At 61.8% G+C, this 22,690-nt stretch carries 21 protein-coding genes; 15 read left to right on the top strand and 6 right to left on the bottom strand.

Going from position 1 to position 22,690, the window contains the following annotated elements; genetic code table 11:
* The first annotated feature begins 28 nt into the window (after nt 1-28).
* From RHP72_RS26235 to aztD, 4 genes are all read left to right on the top strand, one after another.
* Nucleotides 29-1,414, top strand: a complete 1,386-nt coding sequence (locus RHP72_RS26235; protein WP_007729781.1) for an aromatic acid/H+ symport family MFS transporter — start codon at nt 29-31, stop codon at nt 1,412-1,414.
* Nucleotides 1,411-4,113, top strand: a complete 2,703-nt coding sequence (locus RHP72_RS26240) for a LuxR C-terminal-related transcriptional regulator (RefSeq protein WP_311094005.1) — start codon at nt 1,411-1,413, stop codon at nt 4,111-4,113. The genes RHP72_RS26235 and RHP72_RS26240 overlap by 4 nt, the downstream gene beginning before the upstream one ends.
* Nucleotides 4,114-4,117: 4 nt before the next feature.
* Nucleotides 4,118-5,362 carry a benzoate/H(+) symporter BenE family transporter gene (locus tag RHP72_RS26245; protein WP_054188474.1) on the top strand — a complete coding sequence of 415 codons (1,245 nt, stop codon included), beginning with the start codon at nt 4,118-4,120 and terminating at the stop codon, nt 5,360-5,362.
* 62 nt (nt 5,363-5,424) lie between these two features.
* Complete coding sequence (aztD, locus tag RHP72_RS26250) at nt 5,425-6,672, top strand: zinc metallochaperone AztD (protein ID WP_311094006.1); 1,248 nt, start codon at nt 5,425-5,427, stop codon at nt 6,670-6,672.
* 383 nt (nt 6,673-7,055) lie between these two features.
* On the opposite strand, the gene RHP72_RS26255 is transcribed toward aztD, so the two are convergent.
* Entirely contained in the window at nt 7,056-7,523 is a 468-nt protein-coding gene (locus RHP72_RS26255; RefSeq protein ID WP_063315587.1) for a VOC family protein, read from the bottom strand.
* Nucleotides 7,524-7,625: 102 nt separating this feature from the next.
* On the opposite strand from RHP72_RS26255, the gene RHP72_RS26260 reads away from it, so the two are divergent.
* The 6 genes from RHP72_RS26260 to RHP72_RS26285 all read left to right on the top strand — a co-directional run bounded on the left by RHP72_RS26260 (nt 7,626) and on the right by RHP72_RS26285 (nt 13,278).
* Nucleotides 7,626-8,600 (top strand): YafY family protein, encoded by a 975-nt coding sequence (locus tag RHP72_RS26260; protein ID WP_070162549.1) that lies wholly within the window; start codon nt 7,626-7,628, stop codon nt 8,598-8,600.
* Nucleotides 8,601-8,722: 122 nt separating this feature from the next.
* Nucleotides 8,723-9,928, top strand: coding sequence for an MFS transporter (locus tag RHP72_RS26265; RefSeq protein WP_042447245.1), 1,206 nt, complete (start codon nt 8,723-8,725; stop codon nt 9,926-9,928).
* Between the two features lie 102 nt (nt 9,929-10,030).
* Nucleotides 10,031-10,699 carry a FadR/GntR family transcriptional regulator gene (locus tag RHP72_RS26270; protein WP_003939850.1) on the top strand — a complete coding sequence of 223 codons (669 nt, stop codon included), beginning with the start codon at nt 10,031-10,033 and terminating at the stop codon, nt 10,697-10,699.
* 21 nt (nt 10,700-10,720) lie between these two features.
* A complete protein-coding gene (locus RHP72_RS26275; protein WP_228401410.1) occupies nt 10,721-11,149 on the top strand; it encodes a hypothetical protein in 429 nt (142 codons plus the stop codon).
* A 119-nt stretch (nt 11,150-11,268) separates the two neighbouring features.
* Nucleotides 11,269-12,630, top strand: coding sequence for a DUF222 domain-containing protein (locus RHP72_RS26280; RefSeq protein WP_311094007.1), 1,362 nt, complete (start codon nt 11,269-11,271; stop codon nt 12,628-12,630).
* 99 nt (nt 12,631-12,729) lie between these two features.
* Nucleotides 12,730-13,278, top strand: coding sequence for a hypothetical protein (locus tag RHP72_RS26285; RefSeq protein WP_283377164.1), 549 nt, complete (start codon nt 12,730-12,732; stop codon nt 13,276-13,278).
* A 13-nt stretch (nt 13,279-13,291) separates the two neighbouring features.
* Here the strand turns inward: RHP72_RS26285 and RHP72_RS26290 are convergent, their stop codons facing one another.
* Complete coding sequence (locus RHP72_RS26290; RefSeq protein ID WP_047269436.1) at nt 13,292-14,173, bottom strand: DUF4190 domain-containing protein; 882 nt, start codon at nt 14,171-14,173, stop codon at nt 13,292-13,294.
* Between the two features lie 175 nt (nt 14,174-14,348).
* Here RHP72_RS26290 and RHP72_RS26295 point away from each other — a divergent pair, with 175 nt between their 5' ends.
* The 3 genes from RHP72_RS26295 (at nt 14,349) to RHP72_RS26305 (ending at nt 17,177) form a co-directional block, all read left to right on the top strand.
* Nucleotides 14,349-15,053, top strand: a complete 705-nt coding sequence (locus RHP72_RS26295) for a TetR/AcrR family transcriptional regulator (RefSeq protein WP_311094008.1) — start codon at nt 14,349-14,351, stop codon at nt 15,051-15,053.
* Nucleotides 15,050-15,787, top strand: coding sequence for an SDR family oxidoreductase (locus tag RHP72_RS26300; protein WP_081558526.1), 738 nt, complete (start codon nt 15,050-15,052; stop codon nt 15,785-15,787). The genes RHP72_RS26295 and RHP72_RS26300 overlap by 4 nt, the downstream gene beginning before the upstream one ends.
* Nucleotides 15,788-15,869: 82 nt before the next feature.
* Entirely contained in the window at nt 15,870-17,177 is a 1,308-nt protein-coding gene (locus RHP72_RS26305) for a serine hydrolase domain-containing protein (RefSeq protein ID WP_311094009.1), read from the top strand.
* Between the two features lie 19 nt (nt 17,178-17,196).
* On the opposite strand, the gene RHP72_RS26310 is transcribed toward RHP72_RS26305, so the two are convergent.
* From RHP72_RS26310 to RHP72_RS26320, 3 genes are all read right to left on the bottom strand, one after another.
* Nucleotides 17,197-18,033, bottom strand: a complete 837-nt coding sequence (locus RHP72_RS26310) for a DUF1206 domain-containing protein (protein WP_003943056.1) — start codon at nt 18,031-18,033, stop codon at nt 17,197-17,199.
* 61 nt (nt 18,034-18,094) lie between these two features.
* Nucleotides 18,095-18,496, bottom strand: coding sequence for a hypothetical protein (locus tag RHP72_RS26315; protein ID WP_020971062.1), 402 nt, complete (start codon nt 18,494-18,496; stop codon nt 18,095-18,097).
* A 58-nt stretch (nt 18,497-18,554) separates the two neighbouring features.
* On the bottom strand, nt 18,555-19,526 hold the full coding sequence (locus RHP72_RS26320; protein ID WP_075834625.1) for a serine/threonine dehydratase: 972 nt from the start codon (nt 19,524-19,526) through the stop codon (nt 18,555-18,557).
* A gap of 167 nt (nt 19,527-19,693) precedes the next feature.
* Between RHP72_RS26320 and RHP72_RS26325 the strand changes: the two genes are divergently transcribed.
* Both RHP72_RS26325 and RHP72_RS26330 read left to right on the top strand, forming a co-directional pair.
* Nucleotides 19,694-20,332, top strand: a complete 639-nt coding sequence (locus RHP72_RS26325) for an NAD(P)H-binding protein (RefSeq protein WP_311094010.1) — start codon at nt 19,694-19,696, stop codon at nt 20,330-20,332.
* A gap of 2 nt (nt 20,333-20,334) precedes the next feature.
* Entirely contained in the window at nt 20,335-21,282 is a 948-nt protein-coding gene (locus RHP72_RS26330) for a nuclear transport factor 2 family protein (RefSeq protein WP_063315574.1), read from the top strand.
* Nucleotides 21,283-21,318: 36 nt separating this feature from the next.
* Here RHP72_RS26330 and RHP72_RS26335 read toward each other — a convergent pair whose 3' ends face one another.
* On the bottom strand, nt 21,319-22,485 hold the full coding sequence (locus RHP72_RS26335) for an alkane 1-monooxygenase (RefSeq protein ID WP_007730881.1): 1,167 nt from the start codon (nt 22,483-22,485) through the stop codon (nt 21,319-21,321).
* Between the last annotated feature and the right edge of the window lie 205 nt (nt 22,486-22,690).

Here is a 22,690-nt window from a genome sequence, read left to right on the forward strand (position 1 = left end):
TTCCTGATCTCTCGAACGGAGATTCGCCATGTCCTCGATCGAACGTGGTTCCTGGGCCAGTGCCCGCCATCGCTCGTCAGTGTTGTGGGTGGTTACCATCGCCGCCATTGCCATTCTGTTCGACGGATACGACCTGGTCGTGTACGGCACGATCCTGCCCGTACTCATGGACGACCCCAGCCATATCGGCACCTTGACCGCATCTCAGGCCGGCGCGTTGGGTTCGTATGCACTCGTCGGAGTGATGGTCGGCGCACTGACGTGTGGAGCGATCGGCGATCACTTCGGTCGCCGAAAGATGATGCTGGTCAACATCATCTGGTTCTCGGTCGGAATGGCACTGGCAGCGTTCGCCACCAGCATCACCACTTTCGGTCTGCTGCGGTTCTTCACCGGCATCGGTGTCGGTGGGCTTGTCGCCACCGCCGGAGCCATGATTGCCGAGTTCGCGCCGCCGGGACGCCGCAATCTGTTCAACGCCATCGTCTACAGCGGTGTCCCGGCCGGTGGCGTCATGGCTTCCGTCCTGGCGATCGTCCTCCGTGATTCCATCGGATGGCGCGGACTGTTCCTCATCGGCGCGCTGCCATTGGTGTTCCTGTTCCCACTCGCCTGGTTCAAACTGCCCGAGTCTCCCGCGTGGCTGATTGCTCGCGGACGTGTCGAGGAAGCTCGCGCCATTTCCTCGAAAACCGGAATTCCATTGCCTGTCGGTACAGATCGACCCAACGACGCCGTGGCCGAGAAGGTCGGCTTCCGAGCGTTGGCGAGCAGACAATATGTCTGGGGCACCGCGCTTCTCGGCCTCATGAGCTTCGCCGGCCTCCTCCTGACCTACGGGCTGAACACCTGGCTGCCCAAGATCATGGAAAACGCGGGATACAACGCGAAGGGTTCGCTCTCGTTCCTGTTGGTACTCAACGGCGGTGCCATCATCGGTGGACTTCTCGCCTCCAAGATCGCGGACGTCACCGGTCCGCAGCGGGTTGTCGCAACCACCTTCGGCCTGGCCGCACTCGCCCTACTCCTGTTCACATTCGGGTTCCCGCTTCCCGTACTCCTCGCCTCCGTTGCCATCGCGGGTGTCGGAACCATCGGTACTCAGGTTCTGATCTACGGATTCGTGTCCAACTACTATTCGACGGCCGCTCGGGCCGCAGGTGTCGCGTGGTGCGCCGGATTCGGACGTCTGGGCGGGATATTCGGGCCACTGATCGGCGGAAGTTTGATCAGCGCCGGAATCAGTTCCGAATCGGCATTCTACGTCTTCGCCGGCATCGCGGTGCTGGGCGCCATCGTCACCTTCTTCGTGCCGAAGCAAGCACCTGATCTGGGTGCCACTGCACTTCGATCCGATGGAGACCGTGCCGAAAAGGAAACCCGTGGTGAGCCCGGCGTTACGGTAGTCGGGTGACACTTCGTGACCTGTTGCTCGGCCGAGAACGCGAGCTCGCCGTTCTCGGCCGAGCCTTGGCCGCGGCAGAGACAGGAGTGCCGACTCTCGTGCTGGTCGAGGGCGATGCCGGTAGCGGTAAGTCCACTCTCGTCGACCGGTTCGCCGAAATCTCTTCCGCTCATACGCTCCGCCGCGCTCGTGGGCTGGAGTGGGAATCGAACACTGCCTTCGGAGTGATCGAACAACTACTCGAACGTCCGGTTTCCAACTCGGACCCGGTCGCCGTTGCACACGAGATCGTCGACGCAGCGGAGCAACTGACCCTGATCGTCGTCGACGATGCCCATCACAGCGATGTCAGCTCGCTTCAGGCAATCACCTCCGCCCTCCATCGAGGCCGAACGGCACCACTGCTGTTCGTCCTCGTCGCCGAGGAAACGCCGTTCCTGCGCGAGGATGTCAGGCAGATTCTCGACCTGCACTGGTCGACGCGATTGCACATCAGCCCGATCGACGCACCCGTCATCATCGACATCGCGCGCATGCGAAGCGGAATCGACCTCAGCTCCGGCGTCGCGCTTGCCCTTCAGGACTTCACCGCGGGCAACACACTCGACATCGTCTCGCTTCTCGACGAGCTGCCACCTACCTATTGGACCCAATGGCACCGAACTTTGCCCGTCCCTCGCCATCGTGCAGTATCGATCGCCGCCGCCCTCGCTACGTGTTCGGCGGGAGCACGAACGTTGATCGAAGCCGCAGCAGTTGTCGGGCGCAGCACGACGTTGTCGCATCTTGCTCAGCTAGCCGAAATCGACGACGTGGTCGGCGCCTTGGACAGCGCCTTCGCCAGCGGCCTCCTTTCTGTCCACGAGCAGCACGGCAGCACCGAGGTGTCACTGAGCAGCACGATGGTCACGGCCGCAGTGCGCGGGGCGTTGGGACCCGCGCACTTGCATCTGCTGCACACACGCGCAGCCGAGATCGCTTGGGGAGAAGGTGAACGGCTTTTCCACCTTGCCGCTGCCAGCACCACACATGACGAGGACCTCGCCGCCGAACTCGTTGCGTACGCATCACTACGAGCATCCGACGGCGCGTGGTCGGAAGTCGCCGACGCCATGGTCACGGCAAGCCGTCTCACCACGGCCCGAACCGAACACGAGGACCGACTGCTCCGCGGAGTCGACGCGCTGACCGGATCGGGTGACATCCCCCGCGCCATGGTCTTCGTGCCGGAGATCGAGAGTATTTCGCGCGGGCCTCTCCGCGACGCCGTCCTCGGCTACCTCGCCATCCATAGAGGGCGACCGACCGAGGCCGCCGATCTTCTGACCAGAGCGTGGGACAGCTGCAGCGTGGATCGTGAGCCAGGCATCGCTGCGATGATCGCCCAACGAATGGTCCTGCATTCTCTGGCTCGGCTCGATGGCACGGCGCTCGTCGAGTGGGTTGACCGCGCAGTCGAATTGGTGGGCCCTTCTGATCCCGCAGCAGTGGAGTCCGAAGCGATCAAGGGTCTCGGGCTCGGTGCTACCGGAAGAACCGAGAATGCGCTCGCGGCATACGCCGAACTCTCCGATCGTGTCCGCCCCGGAGCCCAGGCACAGCGCTTCCAGATGGGACGCGGATGGCTCGAGCTTGCGTTGGACCACCCGGAGTCCGCCAGACGCGACCTCGAAAGTGCGGTGTCCACAGAGTTTTCCAGTGGTTCGTCAAGAATCTCACTGTGGGCACAGGCCTGGCTCGCCCGCACTCAATTCGCTCTCGGCGCCTGGGACGAAGCGCTCTCGACCGTCGAGGGCGCCGGTGCCGAGGTGGATCGGTTCGAGATCGAGATCATCCGGCCGTTGGTCCACTGGTCGGGAGCACAGATTCACGCTCTGCGCGGCAACTGGGAACTGGCCCGTGACCATGTGCGACGTGCGTACGCCGGCATTCATGCCTACGAAATCATGTATGTTCCTGCACTTCTCGCCAGGGCCCAGGTTGCCGAGGCCGCCGCCGACTACGCCGAAGTTCTGGTGGCGCTGGCTCCGCTCACCTCGAGCAAGGCGCAACAATGGCTCGACGAGCCGGGCTTCTGGCCGTGGGTCGATCTCTACGCCAATGCATTGGTCATGGTCGGGCGAGCTGATGATGCCGACGCCTTTCTGCAACCACACGACCAGACCGCACGACGTCGGGAGCACCGCTCAGCTGCGGCACGTCTCGGCTACGTTCGCGGCCGGATCCACGGCGCACGGGGCGAACTCGACTTGGCAAGAGAAAGTTTCGATGCTGCACTACTCGGCATCGAGACGCTGCCGCTCCCCTACGACCGAGCCCGAATCAATTTTGCCTACGGCCAAACTCTCCGCCGGGCCGGGAAACGCGCGGAGGCCGACGTCGTCCTCCGCGCCGCCCGCGAGCTGTATCACTCGTTGGGCGCCGCTACTTACGTCGAGCGCTGCGAGCGCGAACTCCGCGCGGGCGGGTTGAACCTCTCGCGGACGGAGAAGGGAATCACCGACCTGACCCCGCAAGAACGAGCCGTCGCCGACCTTGTCGCAGCGGGCAAGTCCAACAAGGAAGCTGCCGGCGAATTGTTCCTCTCCGTCAAGACCATTCAATATCACCTCACGCGCGCATACGCGAAACTCGGACTGCGATCACGGAGCGAACTCGCGGCTTTGTTCCGCGACCGAGGGCTTTCGGATCCGCATCAGGAGAACTGAGAACATGCCGGACACTACGACGACCGCGCCCGTTCGCGTCGTCACCGAGCCACTCCCCCAACCGCTCTACGGCCCGAAGCGGGTCTTGCGCGACTTCGGCGGAACGTCCATTGCCAACGGAATCATCGGCATCGTCTTCTCGGCCACCGGGCCGGTGGCGGTCATTCTCGCTGCGGGGTTGGCGGGTGGACTGAGTCAAGCTCAATTGGCCTCTTGGCTTTTCGGTGCCTTCTTCGTCAACGGAATTCTCACCATCACGGCTTCCTGGCTGTACCGGCAGCCGCTGGCCTTCTTCTGGACGATTCCCGGAACCGTTGTCGTCGGAGCGTCGTTGGAGCATCTGCCGTGGGAGCAAGTGCTCGGAGCGTTCTTCGCGACCGGCGCCCTGATCTTGCTGTTGGGATTGACAGGGTGGGTCACACCGATCATGGCCGCATTACCCTTGCCCATCGTAATGGCAATGGTGGCAGGCGTTTTCCTTCATTTCGGAACGGATTTGGTCGAAGCGCCTGCCCACGACGCGGTGATTGCCCTGCCGATGATCGCCACCTTTGTCGCTCTGAGCGTGTTCGCCAAGCTGGGAAGATTCGTTCCGCCCGTTCTCGGCGCGTTGATCGTCGGCGTGGTTGTGATACTCGCGGCCGGAAGATTCAACTCCGCCGGCGACGCGCACGAGTGGCTGGCGCATCCGATGCTGACCACGCCAACCTGGTCTTGGCAGGCGATGATCGAACTGGTTGTACCGCTGGCGATCACAGTCGTCGTCGTGCAGAACGGCCAAGGAATCGCAGTCCTCCGCGCAGCGGGTCATCAACCGCCGATCGGGGCAGCAACGGTTGCCTGCGGTGTGTTCTCTCTCGTGAACGCGGCGGTGGGTTGTGTCTCGACGTGCCTTACCGGGCCGACGAACGCATTGCTCACGGCGTCGGGAGAGCGGACACGCCAATACACCGCCGGAATCTTCTGCGGCTTACTCGCCGTCGTCTTCGGACTGTTCGCCCCGACTTTCGTCGCGATGATGTTGGGAACTCCGACGGCATTCATCGTCACTCTGGGTGGTCTGGCCATGCTCAAGGCCTTACAGGGAGCCTTCGTGACCGCATTCGGCGGGAAATTCACCTTCGGCGCTTTGATCGCGTTCCTCGTGACGATCTCCGACATCGAACTACTCAATATCGGAGCCGCTTTCTGGGGACTCGTCTTCGGGGTCATCGCCTCGCGCATGCTCGAGCGAGCCGACTACACCTGACATGCGAATATTCGCATACTCGACTTTGACAATCATTTACATTAAGCAGTAGATCTATACCCATGCACCTCAACACCCGCATGTCGCGGCGCCTCACCCTTGCCACATCAGTAGGCCTCTCACTCGCCCTCGTTACGGGTTGCTCGTCCGACAACAAGGACTCCGCCCAGTCCGAAACCACGACCACGACGTCGGCCGCACCAACCGAACAGGCCTCGGCAACACCACGTCTCGCCGTGTCGTACGACGGCGGCGTCCTGGTGCTGGATGCAACTTCCCTCGACGTGGTCGGCGAGACCGAGATCGACGGCTTCACCCGACTCAACCCGGCCGGCGACGGTCGCCACGTCATGATCTCTGCCGGCGAAGCATTCAAGGTGCTCGACACCGGCACGTGGTCTTCGGCTCACGGTGATCATTCTCATTACTACACAGCCGATCCCGCGATGTCCGAGGTCGAGTTCGCAGCCAACGAGCCCGGACACGTCGTACGCCATGCCGGAAAGACGGTCCTCTTCAACGACGGCTCGGGACTCGTCGAGATCTTCGATCCGGCGCAGTTGGCAAAACGCCAACCCCGCGTCGAGACGTACACCACGCCAGAACCCCATCACGGCGTTGCGGTCGCACTTGCCGACGGCAGCCTGTTGACGACCATCGGAAATTCGGAGTCCCGCAACGGCATTGCCATCCTCGATGCCGACCGCAAGGAAATCCTGCGCAACGAACAGTGCCCCGGTGTCCACGGCGAAGCAGTCGCTGCCGGCGACGCCATCGTGCTGGGCTGCCAGGACGGGTTGCTCGTGTACAAGAACGGAGCGATCACCAAGGTCCAGAGTCCGGATGCATACGGCCGCATCGGAAATCAGGCAGGCTCGGAGGAGTCGGACATCGTGCTGGGTGATTACAAGACCGACAAGGACGCCGAACTCGAACGTCCGCAACGGGTCTCGCTGACCAACACGACGACGTCCGAACTTAAGCTCGTCGACCTCGGCACCAGCTACACCTTCCGCTCACTCGGCCGCGGACCACACGGAGAGGCACTGGTGCTCGGCACCGACGGCGCCATCCACGTCATCGACCCGAACACCGGCGTCGTCACCAAGAAGATCGCCGTCATAGACGCATGGACCGAGCCCACCAAATGGCAAGAGCCCAGGCCCGCGCTCTTCGTAGAAGATCACACCGCTTACGTCACCGACCCAGCGTCGAAGAAGCTGATCGCAGTCGACCTCGAGGACGGCAGCATCCTGACCGAGACCACTCTCGATCACGCCCCCAACGAATTGACCGGTGTCACCGGCTGATTCAGATCCTCACCTCAGGCCCCCATCTCACACCGAGATGAGGGCCTGAGCCGTTCTCGTGCTTCGCCTACTGACCAGGGAATCTCATACCCAGGCAATCCCCGAGGTGCTACGACGCGCACCTCAGAGAATCGAAGCCGTTGTCGCCAGCTCTGCTGGAGCTGAGCGATGAGCAGGACCACGATTGACCGCGGCACAAGTCAGCATGGAATAACTCCGTGTGGAGGTTCGTTGGAGATGGTGTCGGTGTTCGGTTCTTTGCCCCGGGTACCACCCCAGAATTGCCACTTCGAGTGGCCACTTGCCGAGAGGCGCAAGACGGGCACCGACGCGCCGGAGCCGCTGGACACCTTTTGGTGCCAGCGGCTTTGTCGTCTGAATGATCAGGCCGGGTTTTCGCCGGCAGCGACGTCGAGGATCCACGTCACCCCGAACGCATCGGTGAGCATGCCGAAACCGGGGCTCCACGCCGCGGCGGCAAGACCCTCGATGATCGATGCACCAGCAGAGAGTTTGGCCCAGTAGTTCTGCACCTCTTCGAGGGTTTCACCGCGAACCGAGACGAAGAACGGTTGGTCAGTGATCGTGGTGCCGTTCTCGCGGTGTGTCGAGCCTGCGTTGCCGGCCGAGCCGCCCGACTGTCCAGGGATGTCGTATGCCATCACACAGAAGCCGTCCTCTGTCTCCACCTGGCCGAACACGACGTTCTCAGCGCCGGGCACCTCCTTGGGCATCCCGAAGTCGCCGTAGGTTGCGATCGTGACCTGGCCACCGAAGACGGACTGGTAGAACTCCAGAGCCTCGCGGGCGTCTCCGCGGAAGTTGAGGTGGGTCGTTGTCTTGATGCTCATGTCTGCTCCTGGTACGAACGTCGCTCGGGTTTTCCCTGACAACGTCGACTCTCACAGCCGTATAGGACTGTTTTCGTCCTAGACTCGTCGTAGTCTCACCGCATGGCGACCACCACTCGACTCTTGAATCTGCTGTCCCTCTTGCAGACGAGACGCGACTGGCCGGGCGCTCTACTCGCCGAGCGGCTCGACATCAGCCATCGCACGGTCCGCCGCGATATCGACCGGCTCAGGGAGATGGGTTACCGCATTGCGGCGACCATGGGCCCGGACGGCGGATACCGACTCGACGCCGGCAGCGAGCTGCCACCCCTGCTGTTCGACGACGATCAGGTCATCGCACTGGCAGTTGCGCTGCAGGCGGCGACGCTGACCGGCGTCGGTATCGAAGAGGATGCGGTTCGAGCGTTGACCACTGTGCGGCAAGTGATGCCGTCGCGTCTGCGCCATCGCCTCGACGCGCTCACGTTCACCACGATTTCGGCCGGTTCCGGCGACGCAGACTCCGTGTCCCCAGAGGTGCTCGTAGCGATTTCCGCTGCAGTCCGCGCTCGCGAGGTGTTCCGCTTCGATTACTCGAACGACCACTCAACCGACAACAGCGAAATAACACCCCCGCGCCGAGTGGAGCCGCATCATCTGGTGACCTCCAAGCGTCGCTGGTACCTCGTCGCGTGGGATCTCGCGCGAGACGACTGGCGAATCTTCCGCGCCGATCGCATCACCCCACGCACCCCGAACGGTCCCCGGTTCACGCCGAAGGAAATCCCCGGCGGCGACGTCAGCGAATACGTGTCCGCGCGCTTCAAAGGATCGGAACATATCAACAATTGGCCGTGCCACGGCAAGGTCGTTCTCCATCGACCAGCCAGTTATGTTCTTCCCTTTGTCGGGGACGGCATCGTCGAAGATCTTGGCCCCGAGCAGTGCAGTCTCGAAGCCGGATCATGGTCTTGGACGGCGCTGGCAGCCTCCTTCAACCAATTCGACACCGACATCGATGTCGTCGGCCCGCCAGAACTTACCCACGCTTTCGCGCAACTCGCCGCCCGCAACGCCGCGACTGCTGAGAGTTAGTCAGTCGTCTCGAATGAGATCCAGGTCTCCAACGCAACCGTGCGCCCGCGGGTTCGTGATAGCTTTCAAGTCCTCAGAGGACCTGAGGACTTGAAGACCTGAACGAAGGGATGCCCAAGGAGATGAAGAAGGGGCAAGTTGCATTTCTCACCGGCACACACGTCGTGAACGATCTGTACCAGGGGGCTGTGCCTGCGCTGTTGCCGTTCATGATGCTCGAACGCGGATATTCCTATTCCGCGGTCGCCGGAATCACGCTCGCCGCGACCGGACTATCCAGTGTCGTGCAACCTGCATTCGGCATGCTGGTCGATCGAAAGAGCCGAAACTGGCTGGTACCCACAGGTTTTGTGACGGCCGCAGCAGGCATTGTCGTGGCAGCGATGAGCACCACCTACATCGTCACTTGGCTGGCAATTGCCGTGGCCGGCATCGGCATCGCCGCATACCATCCTCCCGCCACAAATTTGGCACGCGCGGCTGGAGGTCATTCACAGAAAGCCATGAGCGTGTTCTCCGTGGGCGGTACGTTGGGCGCCTCGCTGGCGCCACCGTTTGTCACGCTCGTGGTTGGCTCACTCGGTTTGTCCGGCGGCTATCTACTCGCAGTTCCTGCAGTGGTGGCGGCTATTTGGTGGATGGTCGCCCAGTCGCGATCGGCCAACACGGGTGCGGCCGAGTCAGCCCAGTCGTTGAGTGCGCAACTGGCAGCGAACGGTCCCGTGTCAGACGATTGGCGCTCGTTCACACGACTCGTGCTGGTAACGGTCTGTTGGTCAATTCCGTACGTGACCACTCTGTCGTTGGTCTCACCGTTCGTGCTCAACGCACTGAACGGATCGTCCTCGAGCGCTGCAATCGTGTTGTCCTCCTTCACATTGGCAGGAGCGGCCGGAACGCTACTGGGAGGAGTCCTCGCGGACCGTCGTGGTCGACGCGCATCCATCCGACTCGGCTACCTGCTTGCGGTACCTTCACTGGCACTGCTCGCTGCCGCCCCGCACGTAGCAGTTGCCGAATTGGGAATCGTCTGTCTCGGATTTGCTATGTTCCTGCCCTTCGCGCCACAGGTGACATTGGCGCAGGACTACCTACCGAATCGCCCCGGCACAGCAAGTGGGGTGACGCTCGGACTCGCGATGTCCGTGGGGGGCATCGCATCTCCGCTGTTCGGCTACCTGGCAGATCACTTCGGACCGCGCATGGCGATCGGGGCGACAACTGCAGTGCTGTTCGTCGGCGCCGTCATCGCATTCACCTTGCGCGATCGACGCCTCGACCCGGAAGACGAGACGGAGCGCGAACTGGACGTCATCGCCCTTCGATAAACCATAAGACGGCCCCGTAGTCTGAAGATTCATCGGAGGACATGAAGTATTACTCGGTGAGCCGCTCCATTGCGGTTCACCGAGTCAGTCAGGAGCAGTCACATGGCAGTGCGCCAGATCAAGCAGCAGTCGCTGGTACAGAAAGCCGCGGACGAACTTGCGCGCCTCATCGGCGACGGCGAGTGGCCGGTCGGGACCAAAATCCCGAACGAACAGGATCTGAGCACACTCCTCGGAGTCGGGCGTTCGACCGGCAGAGAGGCCGTTCGCGCACTGATTGCGTCGGGCCAGCTCTACTCGCATCAAGGGTCCGGCACCTACGTCATGTCCTCGACACCGGTCACAGAACTCGAGCGAGAACTCAAACGCTCGGACCGCCGCGAAGTCTACGAAGTACGCAGACTCCTGGAAGTGGAAGCGGGCCGCCTGGCTGCCATGCGCCGAACTTCGGCCGACGTCGATCTGTTACAGGCAGCACTCGAAGCCCGTGAAAATGCCTCGACACCAACAGAATTTGTCGACGCTGACATGGAACTACATCGCGCCGTGGTGAATGCTGCGCACAACAGCGTGTTGTCGATGGTGTTCGATTCATTCATCGAAACGCTCCGCAACTCGGCCCTGGACGTGATCACCGACGTCGCGGCGCGAGACCCCGAATCGATCGACGACGAAGCCGCTGCCCACCGAGATCTAGTAGAAGCCATCGTCGCGGGTGATGCCGACGCTGCCAGCGCGGCAACGCGCAGGAACATGGACGGGCTCGACTGACCCTCTCTATCGTTGTCAGGCATGACGTCCACATCGCTCCCTCCACGGGGTCTCCGGATCGGTCTGTCCGCCATCGCGTGGCTAAACCTGCTCTCTGCGCTCGTAGGAATGGCGGGCCTGACGATCGGCGGCGGGATGGGCCTGCCTCCTGAGTGGATCGAGGGAACCGTCTTCCCTTCATATTTCTGGCCCGGAATCCTCCTCGGCGTTGTCGTCGGAGGCATCCAGGCCGCCGCGCTCTTCGCTCAGCACAACAGGTTCCGTCTGACGTGGGGCCTGCACGCGGCCGCCGGCCTGACCATGATGATCTGGATCTTCGTCGAGATCGCCATCGTTCTCGCCTGGTCGCCGCTGCAGGGCATCTTCTTCACCACCGGACTAGTCCAGACGATCCTCGCCGTTCTCGCACTCGGCGCCTGGCCTCACCCCTTCCTTCAACGAGTCGAGTAATGACGGAACCTGTTCTCGAACAACAGAATCACGACGGCCGGGCCCACCTCACCTTCTCGAAAAAGCCCTTGACTCGAAAGTATGTTCGAGTATGATGGGAGGTGAAACGGGGGGTTCTCATGACGATCAACATCACCGACGATGCCGTCACCGACGTGGTCAACAACTCCGCCGTGGGTGTGCGCGGACGATTGTGGCGGCTTCACCCCAGCGACGTCCGCGAGATCGCCATCACCGCGTCAGCGGAAATCCTTCGCCTGGAAGCCATTCGAGTGGCCGCTGTCGACACCCTGACGTTGAACCCGGACGAACAAGTACTCTGCTACCGCGGCACCGGACAATGGCTCGCGAACCACACCATGCTGCAGATCTCCACCGGCAGAAGAATCGCAGCCCTGGGCAAAGCGCTACGGTCGTTTCCCGAGATCGAAGACCAATTCGATGCCGGTGACCTCACTTTCGAGCACGCAGCACTGATCGTGGCGTTCTGCGAATCCCCACCCAAGGCAATGCCCGACGCCGCACTACCGTACTGCCGCGACACACTCCTCGCCGCAGCATCCGGAACCGAAGCAACCACCGTCAAACTGCGCTACGCCATCAGCGTCCTCGAGCACATGTTCGAATCCGACGACCCACCACCAAGCGAAGACACCGACCGCAACGAACTGCGCATCTCCCCCACCCTCAACGGAAGAGTCGCCGTCCGAGGCGATTTCGACGGAGTGACCGGCGAAATGCTTCTCTCCGCCCTCTCCAACCTCTCCATGCCCACCCCCGCCGAAGACGGCACACCCGACAAACGACCCGCCGCCACACGCAACGCAGACGCCATGGCAGAACTCATCCGACGCTACCTCGACAACGCTGCCACCGGCATCGACGGCGGCCAACGCCCACACCTGAACGTGCACATCAACGCCAAAGACCTGGCCTACCACCGTGAATGCGCCACAACGAGTGATGGCTCAACACCTGTCCCCTCCGAGGACGACGATCCCGGCATGCTCGATCTCGACTTCCACGATCTCGACAAACAAGATCTCGATGTCGGCCACATGCCCTGGATGGGACCACTGAGCGTCGGCCGCACCCGCATGATCGCCTGCGACTGCATGCTCTCCAGCGTCCTCCTCGACGAAAACGGCGCCCCACTCGACGTCACCCCACTCAAAAGGCTTGTCACCGCAGCACAACGAACCGCACTGATCGCCCGAGACAAAGGATGCGCCTTCCCCGGCTGCGACTGCGTCCCCGCCTGGACCGACGCCCACCACATCAAACACTGGGCCAAAGGAGGACCAACCGTCATGGACAACCTGGTCCTGCTCTGCCGAACCCACCACACCCTGATGCACCGAAAACCCGGATTCACCGGCAAATGGGAAATCCGAATGGGCACCGATCACCTGCCCTGGTTCATCCCACCACCGGGCATCGACCCCGACCGGAAACCCCGCCGCTCCACCACACGACTCTGAACCCGGAGGTCACCGAGCAAACGCCTCGGTGACCCATTCCGGCGTGCTTCGATAACCGGAAAGGGCGGCACGGTATCCCCTATTGCTAGCGTTGAGGGTGTGTTTGCACAGGGAACCAACGCGCTGACGGTAGACGGCCGACCGACGCTCGCGCATATCGATTTTGCCCTTATGGATTCCTATCGATTTCCCGACCGGCAGGGCTTCCCCGATTCATATCGCGCATTCATCAGGCACGCAGGTTGGGCGCGGACCTTCGGACTCTGGCTCATCTATCCGCCCGTCCTTCCCGGATTTGCCGACGGCTGGCAAGGGCGCGCCCGCAACCTCACCGCCCATCTTCATTCGGTCTACAGAGAAGGACAGGATGACGAGTTCGATTGGATGATCGAACCCGACGGCGATTGGTCACTCCCCGACTCGCTGCAGGTTTTCGGATGGAGCGAAAACGGTGACGCCCTCCTGTGGGACACAGCATCACGCGACACCGACGGAGAGTTTCCGGTTTGGGAATCACGCTGGTTCAACTCTCTCCACCGCCTCGGCGGGAGCATCCACGAAGCAGTACCGTCCATTCGCACCCGGGCTATGGGCCTGTTCGGACCTCGCACCTTCGACATCGAGCCACTCCAGCCCACCCAACTCTGACGCGCGACCCAAATTATCGATAGGCCGCGGACACAGCCACGAATACGACACCTACGACGACGACCAGCGACAGATAACCGAGAACGAGTCCGGCCACTGCCAATCCTCGCCCACTTTCGCCGGAACGGCGAATCTGGTTCAACGACACATGGCCCACTGGAATAGCAAGAACTCCACCGAAGATTCCAAGTACAAGTGCGACGATGGCCAAGGCATTCGTGCCGACCGCTGGTCGCGCTGGATAACGCGCTTCAAGTTGATCTGCGAGTACCGGAATCCCGTCCGATGTGAAGCCCACTTGTGCAAAAACGGGTCGGCCATCGGCGGTGTAGCCGACCACCCCAGGGAGCGGTGCCGCCACCTGCCTGACAGGCCCGAACGTCGAACGAAGGCTCCTCCCTAACAGCAGCGCCGCGGCCATATACAGCAACAGCCCCGCCACAGATCCGGCTATCCAGGCTCCACGAAACGCCGGCCCGTCGACGTCGAGGATCCTCCCCGCCGCCCTCACACCGGATCCTGCTGCACCGACCGCGATACTCAAATTCACTGCGCCAGGAATAACGGCAAGCATGGCAATGGCACCGACACCAAGCGACAATGCCGGGCCACCGCGACGCCGCCACGCCAACGAACTCATCAGCGCTGCAAACAAAGTCACAGCGGCGCCTAGAAGCCCAGTCACAAATCCGACAACGACTCCCGTCTCGAAGTCCCCACCTAGATGACGAGCAACCCACTGTGCCCAGGCCCGCGCGAATGGCGGCCCGAGCGTCAGCGAGACAACGACCGTTGCAACCGCAACGCACGCCACGACACTGATGACCCGCAGAATCCACCCCAGATAACCGAAATGCGAATTATTCTGCGCAACAGTAGTTTCCGAGTCGATCACCAGGATTCCTTCGTTCAGAGTGTGAGAACAGAACGGCTCTAGCCGTCACTCCACACAGAACCGTGGCCGGACCGGCTCACTCATCTGATCAAGTTCTGGCGCCTGTGTCTGTAGTTCGTTCGCACGACCAAACCGGCGATAGCAACGATTACATAGTTGTGTTAGCGTTGTTTTTATGAGCTCGAGAGCAAAGATTCTGGCCGCGGCAACCGAGCTGCTGAACACCTCCCCCAACGGCGACATATCCACCCGCGCCGTGTGCGAGATGGCCGGCGTCGGCGCCCCCGCGCTCTACCGTCAGTTCGGCGACAAGGACGGACTGCTCGCAGCCGTCGTCGAGGCGGGCTTCTTCGAATACCTCGAAGGCAAACGGGCTGCGACACCTTCCGATGACCCCGTTGCCGATCTACGGGCCGGCTGGGATGCGCACACCGCCTTCGCGCTCGCGCATCCCGCTCACTACCGCTTGATGCACTCACCTTCCCCCCAGAGCGCCGACACTGCCTTGCAGGCTCAGGCGCTACTTCGATCCGTTCTCGAACGATGCGCTGCGGCAGGTGTTCTGACCGTATCGGTCGACGTGGCTACGCAGATGGTGATGTCCGCCAATGCGGGCGTCGCTCTGATGCTCGTCGTCAGGCCGGAACAGTACCCCGATCCGACGCTGTCACAGCGAGTTCGCGACGGAATCTTCGCGTCCATCATCGACGAATCCGGCGCCCACCCGGAAACCTCACTCAACAGAGTTGCATCTACTCTCGACGCCCAACTGGCCGCCGCAGATTCAACTTCTCTCTCCGCCAACGAAGTCGGCCTACTACGAGAGTGGCTTCGCAAGCTGTCCGATGCAACCGAAACCAGTTCAGGAGTTACATCATGACTGACACCACCACCCGCGTCGCCATCGTCACTGGAGCTTCCGGCGGCATCGGGCGAGCGACTGCCGAGAAGCTCGCCGCCGACGGAATGGCTGTCGCCGTGCACTATTCAGGAAACATTCAACGCGCCCAGGAAACAGCTGACGCCATCGTCGCTGCGGGCGGTCGCGCCATAGCGGTGCATGCGGACGTCGCCGACGAAGGTGAAGTCGCCGCACTGTTCGATACGGTCGAGGAGGAGTTCGGGGGCATCGACGTCGTCGTCCATGCAGCCGGAATCATGATTCTCTCCACCGTCGCAGAACTGAACTTCGACGATTTCGATCGGATGCATCGGACCAACGTCCGAGGGACCTTCGTGGTCGACCAGCAGGCAGCCAGACGTGTCCGGCGCGGTGGTGCGATCATCAATTTCTCCACCTCCGTGAAGAAGCTGGCGTTTCCGACTTATGCCGCGTACGCCGCCACCAAAGGTGCTGTCGACGCGATCACTCTGGTTCTCGCGAAAGAGCTACGGGGACGCGATATCACGGTCAACGCCGTAGCCCCAGGCCCCACGGCCACCGATCTATTCCTTGACGGGAAAGACGAAGCTACAGTGGAGAACCTGTCCAAGCTGGCTCCCCTGGAACGCCTCGGCACACCGGCGGACATCGCGGAGGCTGTCGCGTTTCTCGCCGGCCCAGCTCGTTGGGTCAATGGCCAGGTCATCTACGTCAACGGCGGAGTGATCTAGCGACACTGTCCTCTAAGGACCACACCTTGGCAATTCCGACAAAACAGTCAAACCAGTCGACTTTGGTTGTAATGTGCAAACAATGGATAACCAGGATCGAGGGTCCGCCCGGACGTCACGACGACAGTTCATCAGCGTTGCAGGGCTGGCGGCAACCGCGGTCATAACCCTCGCGACCTCCTCGACCGCCGGCGCCGCCGGCCCCACTGCACCCAATCCAGGTTCGCGGGTCGGCGATCCTGCGGAAGCCCAAGCGGTACAGCGCGTCGCAGAGACACTGCTGAACAGCGGAGTCCCCGGTCTTGCCTTCGCCATCGTCAAACCGGATGAGAAGAACCGCAAGGCGAGTGTCGCCACTACGTACCACTACGGCCAGGCCGACGTCGAAAACGGCGTGAGAGTCACTCCACGAACGCAATTCGAGATCGCCTCGGAGACCAAGACCTTCACCGCTGCACTACTGGCGAAACTGATCGCTCGGGGAGAAGTCGGATTGGACGACCTGGCGAGCAAGTATTCGGATGGCAACCCGCTGCCGAAAGGCATCGGCGGCGAGGAGATCACGCTTCGCCAACTGGTCACCCACCGTTCCGGCCTGAGCGACGACCCGCCCAATCTTTCGGCGGGGTGTGCCGATCCCACACGATCGTGCACGGACGAGAAGGCGAAGTACACCAGAAATATGCTCTGGAAAGGACTCCAAGACGCCGGCGCCTTGGAGTTCGCCCCCGGTAGCCACTGGCTGTACTCGGACTTCGGGTTCGGACTGCTCGGCACACTGATGGCCGACAAAATCATTCCGGGACAAGAGAAGCCACCATTCGCGGCGGCAGTCCCCCGCGAAATCACCGACCCGCTCGGGATGATGGGTACCGTGATCGAGACCAAAGCAACCGACCTTGCCGTTCCGTACCACCTCGACGGCACACGAGCGCCTCTGTGGAACAACACGGGTGCGATCGCAGGAGGGGGTGGGCTGGTCAGCACCGCCGAGGACATGTCGATTTGGGCTGCAACAACTCTCGGCTACGGAAACAACCCGCTCAAACCAGTCCTGACCTCGATGCTCGAGCAGATCGACACGCAAGCTCCGGAGAATCCTGCATTCGGAATGGGAATGGCGTGGCAGCTCCAACCCCCGACGCCGAACTTCCCACAACGGTTCGCCAAGAAAAACGGAGACAGCTCGGGATCCAACTGCATCACCCTGCTGGTTCCCGACAGCGGCTGGTCGATCACGATTCTGGCGAACGGTGGAAATGCGGCGATGATCGACCCTGCAGCCGTGAACCTGATGCATGATCTGGTTCCGAGACGACCCATATTCGGTAGCTCGACGGGAAGTTCGTCGGGCAGCGACGTCGGCTTCCAGACCGGGTCATTCGGATAGGCCCACTTGCCTACAGGCGCTACATCTTCGTCGAGCGCGCCATCACGAAGCAGTAGAGCCCGTAGGTGATGATGCCCAATCCGGCAAGGATCAGCAGCGCCACTCCGTACGGCTGCGCGCCCAGCGTCTTGAACGCTCCGTCGAGTCCGGAGGACTTGCCGGGTTCGGAACTGTTGACCGCAAGAAGAACCAGAATGCCGACTGCAGCGATGGCCAAGCCCTTGGCGACGTACCCGACGGTTCCGAGTCGGCGCACGAAGTTGCTGGGTGTGCCTTTCAGATCATCGAGGAAGTTCTGGCTCGCGCCCTTGTACACGTGGTACACACCAACGGCGATGATCGCGATCCCGCCGATCACCAATGCGATAGTTCCAAGCGTGTTCTCCATCAAACGCGCCGTGATCCCCGCACTCTGACCGCTGCTGGACTTCCCGCTACCGCGGGCGAATCCGAATGCAGTGAAAGCAAAACCGAAATAGACGAGCGAAATGCCCAGAGCCTTTGCGCGGTTGAAGAACTCTTTCTTCTTGTCGTCAGAGGACGGCGACGACGAGCTTCCCAACGCAGCTTCGGCCAATCTCCACAACGCCATGGCAAGGAAGGCCACGACGCCGACCCACAGAGCGAAGACACCCCCTGGCTTTCCTGCCAACTCGGCCATCGCACCCGATTGGTCCGCAGACCCGGATCCACCGAGAGCAAGGCGGATCGCGATATATCCGATCAGCAGATGAACCACACCGCTGACGACGAATCCGGCACGGGCAAAGCGCTCGAAGACATTGTTCTGTGCGACGTCAGCCGCCGTGGACGCGACGCTCTTCTGGTCGTGCGGTGACGATTCTTTATTCATCATGATCGTCGAACCATATACGGGCAGACGCTTCCCTCGAACGCCTGCATCAAGTGTTTCGAGATCAAGGGTTTCGAGGGTTCTGATCCGGCGTCGACCGCGGTTCTTCGGGGTTGGGAACCTTGGGGTCGATCGTGTCTGCATGATCTCGTTGCTGGTTCAGTTCCTCGCGAGAACTCGTCGCCTCTTTCCGATGCTGCGCTGCATGATGTTGCAGCGCAGACGCTTCCGCCGCTTTGGCGTCGGCCTCTGCCTGCACCATGCGCGCTTTGGCTGCTGTCTCTTCTGCCCGCGCCTCGCGCTCGCCTACTTGCAGTGACTTGTCTGCGACGTCTTCGCGGATCTGTTCTGCCTCGATGTGACGACGCTCGTCACGCCTGTTTCGCGCCACCCACAGGAGTGCGGCCACGATCGCTATCACCACGACCACGGCAACAATTATCCAGATAATGCTGCTGGTACTCATACTGCGAGAGGTACCCACCTGCGACTTTCTCACACGCAGGCAAACAAATACGCTGAAATTACAGGTCGGTCGGATGTGTGTTGGCTCCGCATAAAACCACGCACAGTTCACCGTCGGACGGCGGCGACACCGTTCCGTTCAGAACCGGAGCCAATGCTGCTGCGGTTCCCAACTCCACCAGAATCCGGAACTCCCGCCACAGGAATGCCCGCGCCTGTCGGATCGAATCATCTTCGACCACAACACTGTCTACCGAACTCTCATGCAGTGTCTCCCAGGCGATGGCACCAATTCGTGTAGCCCCCAACGAGTCTCCGGCGATACTGTTTACTTCGATATCCACCGGACGCCCCGCATCGAGCGAGGTGCGCAAGGTGGCAGCCCCGGTCGGCTCGACGGCTACCACGTGATCTTCGGGACGAGCCGCCGCGACGATTCCAGAGACCAATCCGCCGCCGCCGACTGCAACGCAATACGTGATCGGTCCGGATGCGTCGTCTTCGAGCTCGAGAGCGATGGTGCCGGCCCCACTGACGATGTCGGGCAGGTCGTAGGCGTGCAGTTCGAGCGCACCGCTGGTGCGTGCGATGTCCGCCGCAGCGGCAGCAGCGAGTGCATACCGGTCGCCTACCTTGTGAACGGTTGCACCCAACTCTCCGAGAGCCTTCACCTTGGCATCAGGCGCTGTCTCCGGCACCACCACTGTGCAGGTGAGTCCCTGTCGCCGCGCTGCCCACGCGGCCCCGATTGCAGCGTTGCCGCCAGACGCGATCACCACGCCGGCATCGGGCATGGTGCCGTCGGCGACCGCTCGTTCCACTGCATTGAGACTGCCGCGCACTTTGAAGGAACCGCCGTGCTGGAGGTACTCGAGCTTGAACAGAACCGGTACCTCACCCTGTGGCGTCGGTAGCGCAGAGCGAAAGATCGGAGTACGCCGCGCCAGTCCTGCGATACGAGTCCGCGCAGCTTCGACGTCCGAGCGCTCGATTGCCACTGGACCTGCATTGTTGTCGGCGGTGAGAGTCATGTACCAACCCTACGGTTCGCAACGTCGACCCGAAGCAGTCGGCCCATCGTCATCATGATGTCTGTTTTTCACCAAGGAATGCCCGCATCTGACCGAGACAATGCACCTCGGGGTGAATAAATTTACTACTACAAGCACAACGACGACATCAAGGAAAGGCACACCCCATGTCGAAGATCGCAGTATTCGGTGGAAACGGTTTTGCAGGAAGCGCAATCGCGAAAGAAGCCGCTTCACGCGGCCACGAGGTAACCGTCGTCGCTCGCAGCGCGCAGTCCGGAACCGACACGAATGTCGTGCAGGGTTCTGTTCACGACAACACGATCGTGGAGCAGGTCACGGCAGACAACGACGTCGTTGTCGTTGCCATCCCCGCTCGCGAGATCGACGGCAAGCGCCTGCTCGACGCCGTCACTCCCCTCGCAGATGCCGCCGCACGCAACGGTGCTCGCATTGCCGTAGTCGGTGGCGCCGGCAGCCTGTTGGTCTCCGAGGGTGGGCCACGCGTCGTCGACACCCCCGACTTCCCGGACGCATACAAGGGTGAGGCACTCGCTCACGCCGACGTCCTCGATGCGCTCCGCGCGACCGACAGCAATGTCGACTGGTTCTACGTGAGCCCGGCCGCAGCGTTCGGTGCCCATGCCGGCGTCGCCCCGAAGGGATCGTTCCAGTTGGGTGGCGACATTCTCCTGACGGACACCGAGGGCAACTCCGCCATCGCGGGCGAAGACTACGCCCATGCTTTTGTCGACGAGATCGAGACTCCGGCCCACCGTCGCCAGCGTTTCACCGTCGCACACTGAACATGAGCAACCTCCGTAGGCGCGCAGCCTGGATCACTGTTCCCGCTGCCGCCGCACTCCTGCTCACCGCGTGCTCCAACGACGCGGAATCCGCAACGCCCAGCAGTTCTACGACGTCCACGAGCGTTGTTGCCGAACAGGGCGATCAACTCGAATCCAACAAGACCGTCGTCACGGACTTCTACGAAGTGGCGTTCAACGGCCGTCAGGTACAGCAAGCCGCCGACCGGTACCTTGGCGACGTCTACATACAACACAACCCCACCGCCGCCGATGGGGCAGCCGGATTTGTCAGCGGCATAGGCGGTTACGTCGAGGCCACACCCGGATTGCATGCCGAGATCATTCGCGTTTTCGCCGAGGGCGATCTGGTTGCCCTCCAGTCCCACACCACGTCTGCACCCGGCGACCGCGGCCAGGCGGTATTCGACATCTTCCGCGTCGACAACGGCAAGATCGTCGAACACTGGGATGCCATTCAAGACGTGCCGGAAACGTCCGCGAATCCGAACACGATGTTCGACGGACCCACCTCGTCGCCGTCCAAGTCGTCAGAAGTCTTGGAGCGCAACACGGCCAACGCGTTGACGTTCCTGCAGCTCGCCTTCAACGAAGGCAAAGCCGCCGAGGCTGCCGACCAGCTGGTCGGTCCGACCTACACCCAGCACAACCCCTCGTTCGCTGACGGCAAGGACGCATTTGTCACCGCACTGGCCGGGATCGAACCCGTTACCGGAGACAAGGCCACCAAGTTTCCACGGACGGTAGCCGAGGGCGACTTCGTCTTTGTTCAGACCTTCGCTTCGTCCGGTGAGGGAACGGCCGGCAGCGGCTCGATGGACATCTTCCGATTCGACGAGAACGGCAAAATCGTCGAGCATTGGGACGCCGTCCAGGACTACCCGTCGACGACTGCAAGCGGCAACACCGTGTGGGACGACGGTCGCTGAGACGACAACTCCGAACAGTTCAGAGAGGGATGCGGATCAGCCGACGTTGATTCGTTCTGTGTCGCCGTCGTAGTAGTCCAACAATCTCTGATCCATCACCCGGCGCCACAGCGGTGGAATCCACGCGATCACGATCATCACTGCGTAGCCGGCCGGAAGTTGCGGCGCTTCGGCCGCGCTACGCAGACTTTGGTACCGCAGCTTCGGGTTGGCGTGGTGATCGCTGTGCCGCTGCAGTTGGTAGAGAAACAGATTGCTCACGACGTGATCGCTGTTCCAACTGTCAGCGGGGCTGCAGCGAACGTACGAGCCGTCGGCACGCTTGCCACGCAGCAGGCCGTAATGCTCGAGGTAGTTCGCGGCTTCGAGGAAGGTGAATCCGGCAACTGCCTGCAGCAGGAGCCAGGGCGCGACCTCCCAACCGAAGATACCGATCAGCGTCGCGAAGAGGACAACACTCATCGCCCAAGCGTTGAGAATATTGTTCTCGAAGCTCCAGGTTCGTTTGCCTTTCCTCTGGAGTCGAGCGCTCTCGATGCGCCATGCCGAACGCAGCCCGCCGAACACACTTCGTGGCAAGAACCTCCAGAAGCTCTCACCGAACCGTGAGCTGGCCGGGTCCTGCGGAGTAGCTACACGCACATGGTGGCCGAAATTGTGTTCCACGTAGAAGTGCCCGTAGAGAGATTGCGCAAGCGCCACTTTCGCGAGCCACTGTTCGATCTTCTCGCTCTTGTGGCCGAGCTCGTGGGCCGCGTTGATACCGACGCCGGCGACGACGCCCACCGTGAACGACATCGCGATCTTCTCCGCGATTCCCATCGGAGCGTTGATCCAGCACCAGCAGGCGAAGACCAGACCGGCGTATTGCAAGGGGAGGAACGCGTAAGTGCACCAGCGGTAGTAGCGGTCCTTCTGCAGTCGTGGGATCGCATCGTCCGGCGGACTTTCGCCGTCTTCACCGGCCAGCATGTCGATGATCGGGATGACGATGACCAGTAGCCACGCGCCGGTCGCCCAGAACAATCCGAGACGAAGGTTGTCGACGAGAATCCAGGAGAGGAACGGGCTGAGTGGAATCAGCAATCCGAGCGGCCACAGGTACCTCTTGCGGTCGCGCCAGCGCGGATTTTCGCCGGACGGCGAGTCGGTGTTCTGGACAGCGTTCGATTCGGTACGCCGTGCGTCGGAAGTCGCTGTCATTCGCCGATCTCGCCTTTCGTCCCCTCGAACGATTCGCCCCACGCACCGTTCACGCTCAGCAAACCAGAACTAATGTCCGGACGGGTATGGTCCCGAAATCCAGAGCGCCCTGCTCGAAAGACGGCACGAGCGCTTGTACTCACCAAAAAACTCCCCCGCACATCACTGCTCACCCCGACAGTAGATACGGACAAAATACCCCACG

The sequence above is a fragment of the Rhodococcus sp. SG20037 genome (assembly GCF_031763325.1).
Classification (GTDB): Bacteria; Actinomycetota; Actinomycetes; order Mycobacteriales; family Mycobacteriaceae; genus Rhodococcus_F; species Rhodococcus_F qingshengii.